The sequence below is a fragment of the Butyricimonas sp. RTP31003st1_G1_RTP31003_210430 genome (assembly GCF_040920905.1).
GTDB classification, from domain to species: domain Bacteria; phylum Bacteroidota; class Bacteroidia; order Bacteroidales; family Marinifilaceae; genus Butyricimonas; species Butyricimonas paravirosa.
Window position 1 is genome coordinate 1 of record NZ_JBCOSQ010000126.1, and the last position, 4897, is coordinate 4897.

Here is a 4897-nt window from a genome sequence, read left to right on the forward strand (position 1 = left end):
CGTATGAACCGGCCTCGATCTTACCAGAGTAAATACGAGTGTAGCACAAACGTCCCACGAACGGGTCAGTAGCGATCTTGAATGCCAATGCAGAAAGCGGGGCTTCCGGATCAATCTCGAAAGTCACAGCCTCTTCCGTACGCGGTCTTTTACCAGCAGCAGCCGGAATATCCAGCGGGTGCGGCAAGTAAGCGATAACAGCATCCAACAGGTTCTGAACACCTTTGTTCTTGAATGAAGAACCGCACATCACCGGACAGAAGTCCATAGCGATAACGGCCTTACGAACCACTGCTTTCAATTCTTCAACAGTGATTGATTCAGGATCTTCGAAGAAACGCTCCATCAAAGCCTCATCCTGAACGGCAACGGCCTCAACTAATTTTTCTCTCCATTCCTGAGCTTCTGCCAACAAATTCTCCGGAATTTCCTTGATCGTAGCTTCCAATTCACCATTCTCCCACACGTAAGCTTTCATCTCGATCAAATCGATAACTCCCTGGAATCCATCCTCAGCACCGATCGGTAACTGTAATGGAATAGGATTCGCGTGCAATTTCTCACGGATCTCACGTACTGCTTTGAAGAAGTCAGCACCTGAACGGTCCATTTTATTCACGAAAGCAATTCTCGGAACACCATATTTATTCGCTTGACGCCAAACCGTTTCCGATTGCGCCTCAACTCCACCCACGGCACAGAACAATGCAACAGCACCGTCCAACACACGCAACGAACGCTCCACCTCAACGGTAAAGTCAACGTGTCCCGGAGTGTCAATAATATTTACTTTATATTGTTGACCTTGATAATTCCAGAAACAGGTAGTAGCGGCAGAAGTAATGGTAATACCTCTCTCCTGCTCTTGTACCATCCAGTCCATGGTAGCCGTACCGTCATGCGTTTCACCGATTTTGTGATTCACTCCGGTGAAATACAGGATACGCTCAGTTGTTGTCGTTTTACCGGCATCAATGTGAGCCATGATACCGATGTTTCTTGTTAAATGTAAATCTCTCTTTGCCATTTATCTTATCCCTTCAATTAAAATCTGAAATGTGCAAAAGCTCTGTTGGCTTCAGCCATACGATGAATATCCTCTTTCTTCTTGAAAGCCGCTCCTTCTTCCTTGTATGCAGCCATGATTTCAGCAGCTAGTTTTTCTGCCATGTTTCTTCCGCTTCTTTTGCGAGAGAACAATATCATATTTTTCACGGAGATAGCTCTTTTTCTCATCGGGTTGATTTCCATCGGTACTTGGAATGTTGCACCACCTACACGACGACTCTTTACCTCTACTTGCGGAGTAATATTCTCCAAAGCTTGCTTCCAGATGTCCAATGCGGGTTTCTCTTCCTTCTTGGCCATTTTCTCGTCTACAATGTCAATTGCATCATAGAAAATTCTAAACGCGATAGACTTCTTTCCGTCTACCATTAAATCATTAACGAACCGGGTAACCAACACGTCGTTGAACTTCGGGTCCGGTAACAGGATTCTTTTTTTTGGTTTACTCTTTCTCATCTCTTCTAGTTTACGAATTTGTTCGTTCGCTGCCCTTACCGGTCTTCAACGGTCTCACGACCATTTACTCAACTTTTCGGGAACAACCCATAAACAACTCCTGTCAATTAATTTTTTTTACTTCTTACCTTTTGCCGGAGCTGCAGCAGCACCTTTTTTCGGTCTCTTAGCACCATACTTGGAACGACTTTGTAAACGACCGTTTACACCAGCAGCATCCAATGTACCGCGAACCAAGTGATAACGAACTCCCGGAAGGTCTTTCACACGACCGCCTCTGATCAACACGATAGAGTGCTCTTGCAAGTTGTGTCCTTCTCCCGGAATGTAGGCATTCACCTCTTTTCCGTTGGTTAATCTAACTCTGGCAACCTTTCTCATCGCTGAGTTCGGTTTCTTCGGGGTTGTCGTGTACACACGAACACAAACCCCGCGTCTTTGCGGGCAAGCATCCAAAGCCGGAGCCTTGCTCTTGTCCTGGATTTTTGTTCTTCCTTTTCTTACTAACTGTTGAATAGTTGGCATACAAGTACTTTTAAATTAGTTACTTTTATTCAATTTGGCTCGCAAAGGTAGTAACTTTATGCATCACCACCAAACATTTCTATCTTTTTTTTCGAAAAAAGCATAAGACTGTGAGAATGTTAGCCGACAATCAACCGGTGAAATTCTATGAAAGAACTATTTCTCCTACCCTGCTTTTTCGAATCAAAAACGCATCAAAGACACTCGTGAACGTCTTTGATTCGTCTTTGATTCGAAATTGATACGTCTCTAATTCCCGTATACATCGAATATACATTAGCTATTCATTGGGTTCCCCCTATTCCCCCAGAAACAGTTCACTTACAAATTAAGAGTAAATCCACGGCAGGATAAAACGTTTATTCCACAATCAAACATATGAAGAAAATACCTATTTTTGCCTTAAATTTTACATCAAAAATAAAATTATGGGGAAGGCTGTTTTGAAATATATTTTTGCTTTTTGCTCCTTGCTTTTAGTTATCTCCTGCGGGAAAATTTCTTCGGATTCCACGAATGACGAGGTGGATTACTCGGATAGCAAGTGTTGGTTCGAGGCCAATCAAGAGGGCATGAACAAGAAGGTCGATATTTTTTACGTGGTACCTACTTGCATTTGGGATTATACCGACAGCCTCGGGCAAATACAACATAACATGGACATATTCAACACGAAACAGCGTCAAATGGTAGACCCGTCTATTCGATTGGCCAAAAATATCTTGTCAGACAGTTGTAATTTTTTCTCTCCCTATTACCGTCAGATTTCGATGGACAGCTGGTTGTCTTTGGACACGGCTCTTATCGAAAAACGTTTTCAATTGGCTTACAAAGACGTGGTAGCCGCCTTTCGTTATTATTTGAACAATTACAATCAAGGACGTCCTTTCATTCTTGCCGGCCACAGCCAAGGTGCAAAAGCCGTGATCGAATTATTGAAGCACGAGATAACACCGGAGATCTACCAGCACTTGATCGCATCTTACGCCATCGGGTATACAATCACGCAAGAGGAACTAGACAGTTATCCTTATCTACGAATGGCTAAAGACTCTACGGACGTGGGGGTGATCATCGGATTCAATAGCGTGACAAAACCGGAAGCAATTTCTCCATTGTTCAAAAATAACATCGTGTGTATTAATCCCCTGAACTGGAAAACGGATACTAGCCCCGGAGTTTCTTATCAAGGTTTTACCGCGTCTATCGACCCTTCCATCCATACAATCGTGGTAACAGGAATTGATGAAGACAAATATTATATTCCCAGCGTGGAAGTACTTTTACCTAAAGGAAATCTACACGTGGAAGAATTTAATCTTTACAATCAGAATTTGAGAAAAAATGTCTTACAGCGCATACGTGCATTCCATGAACGTTCTTTTCAATCAAATTAACGCCGCGGGATATTCACGCACCAGATGCAAAGCTCCGAGGAATAAAATCTAATCTTCCTTATCCTCATCGTGTGTTTTTATTCGCCTTGTCCCTACCGGGCTCCCGAATATTCTTCGTATCCCTGCCTCCGCAACCTGACCGGGGCGAAACAGGCTATCATACCATCCTGATAGGTGTAACCCTGACGTCCGTACATGATATTCCCGCAATAGGTATCCTTCAGATAAAGAGCATATACACCGTAGTTAATCTTAAAGTGTCGGCCACCGTGTGCCATCGATAATTCATTTGATTTGAACTACATACAGCTCTATTGCAGAATCGAGGATTCGGGTATAAATATCCGTAAATCATATACAAGCCGACTCATTCAATCGCAATAAATTTGCAATCAGAAACTGAACAACGAAAAAAATACAAAGATTATGGATCGCAGAAACTTTTTGAAAACGGCATCGAGTTTTGCACTACTCGCAGCCGGAGCTACAACGGGTGTTTCCCGTGTGTTTGCCGAAACCCCTTCATCTTCTCTATCGGGAAATCTATTGGATGCAAATACACCGAATACGGACAACACGATGGAGTATCGTAAGCTCGGAGAATTGGATGTATCGGCTATCGGTCTGGGCTGCCTGCCGATGGTGGGCTATTACGGCGGGAAGTACGACAAAAAGGATATGATAGCTCTGATTCGCCGAGCATACGATAAAGGCATCACCTTTTTCGATACGGCGGAGGTCTACGGCCCTTATACCAGCGAAGAGTGGGTTGGCGAGGCTCTCGCCCCGTTCAGGGATAAGGTAAAGATCGGAACCAAATTCGGATTCGGTGTTGAGGAAAAACAACCGACCGCAATCAACAGCCGTCCCGACCATATCCGCCGGGCGGTGGAAGGTTCTTTGAAACGCCTGCGTACCGATCATATCGACCTGCTGTATCAGCACCGTGTCGATCCGAACGTACCGATGGAAGAGGTGGCCGGAACCGTCAAGGATTTGATGCGGGAGGGCAAAGTACTGCATTGGGGATTGTCGGAAGCAAGTGCCCGTTCCATCCGTCGGGCGCACGCCGTTTGTCCGCTTTCGGCCGTACAGAGCGAGTACGCAATTTGGTGGCGGGAGCCTGAAACCAAGATTTTCCCGACATTGGAAGAACTCGGCATCGGCTTCGTGCCTTATTGTCCGCTAGGGCGAGCGTTCCTCACGGGAACAATCAACGAGAAGAGCCGTTTCTACGAGGGCGACCGTCGTTGGAACCTGCCGCAGTTCACACCCGAAGCCTTGAAGCACAATATGCCGCTTGTCACCTTGGTACGCAAATGGGCGCAGCGCAAGGGTGTGACCCCCGCACAATTCGCCCTCGTGTGGATGTTGTCGCGCAAATCGTGGATAGCGCCGATACCGGGAACAACCCATCCGGCGCACTTGGATGACTTGCTCGGTGCGGGAAC

At 45.5% G+C, this 4897-nt stretch carries 5 protein-coding genes and 1 pseudogene; 2 read left to right on the top strand and 4 right to left on the bottom strand.

Annotated elements, in window-relative coordinates; all coding sequences use genetic code 11:
• The 3 genes from AB5542_RS21005 to rpsL form a co-directional block, all read right to left on the bottom strand.
• The coding region (locus tag AB5542_RS21005) for an elongation factor G (protein WP_368243438.1) at positions 1-1027 on the bottom strand (1027 nt) is incomplete at its 3' end.
• Between the two features lie 17 nt (positions 1028-1044).
• On the bottom strand, positions 1045-1524 hold the full coding sequence (gene rpsG, locus AB5542_RS21010) for a 30S ribosomal protein S7 (RefSeq protein WP_027201677.1): 480 nt from the start codon (positions 1522-1524) through the stop codon (positions 1045-1047).
• Between the two features lie 117 nt (positions 1525-1641).
• Entirely contained in the window at positions 1642-2049 is a 408-nt protein-coding gene (gene rpsL, locus AB5542_RS21015) for a 30S ribosomal protein S12 (protein WP_087421393.1), read from the bottom strand.
• 428 nt (positions 2050-2477) lie between these two features.
• Here rpsL and AB5542_RS21020 point away from each other — a divergent pair, with 428 nt between their 5' ends.
• Positions 2478-3446 (top strand): DUF3089 domain-containing protein, encoded by a 969-nt coding sequence (locus AB5542_RS21020; protein WP_279036975.1) that lies wholly within the window; start codon positions 2478-2480, stop codon positions 3444-3446.
• 140 nt (positions 3447-3586) lie between these two features.
• Here AB5542_RS21020 and AB5542_RS21025 read toward each other — a convergent pair.
• Positions 3587-3719, bottom strand: a pseudogene (locus AB5542_RS21025) (AraC family transcriptional regulator); the annotation flags it as partial.
• Positions 3720-3872: 153 nt separating this feature from the next.
• On the opposite strand from AB5542_RS21025, the gene AB5542_RS21030 reads away from it, so the two are divergent.
• A partial coding sequence (locus AB5542_RS21030) for an aldo/keto reductase (RefSeq protein ID WP_368243440.1) occupies positions 3873-4897 on the top strand: 1025 nt, incomplete at its 3' end.

Coding starts and splice junctions, on each gene's coding strand:
- rpsG (WP_027201677.1), bottom strand. CDS start 1,524: ATGAGAAAGAGTAAACCAAAAAAAAGAATCCTGTTACCGGACCCGAAG.
- rpsL (WP_087421393.1), bottom strand. CDS start 2,049: ATGCCAACTATTCAACAGTTAGTAAGAAAAGGAAGAACAAAAATCCAG.
- AB5542_RS21020 (WP_279036975.1), top strand. CDS start 2,478: ATGGGGAAGGCTGTTTTGAAATATATTTTTGCTTTTTGCTCCTTGCTT.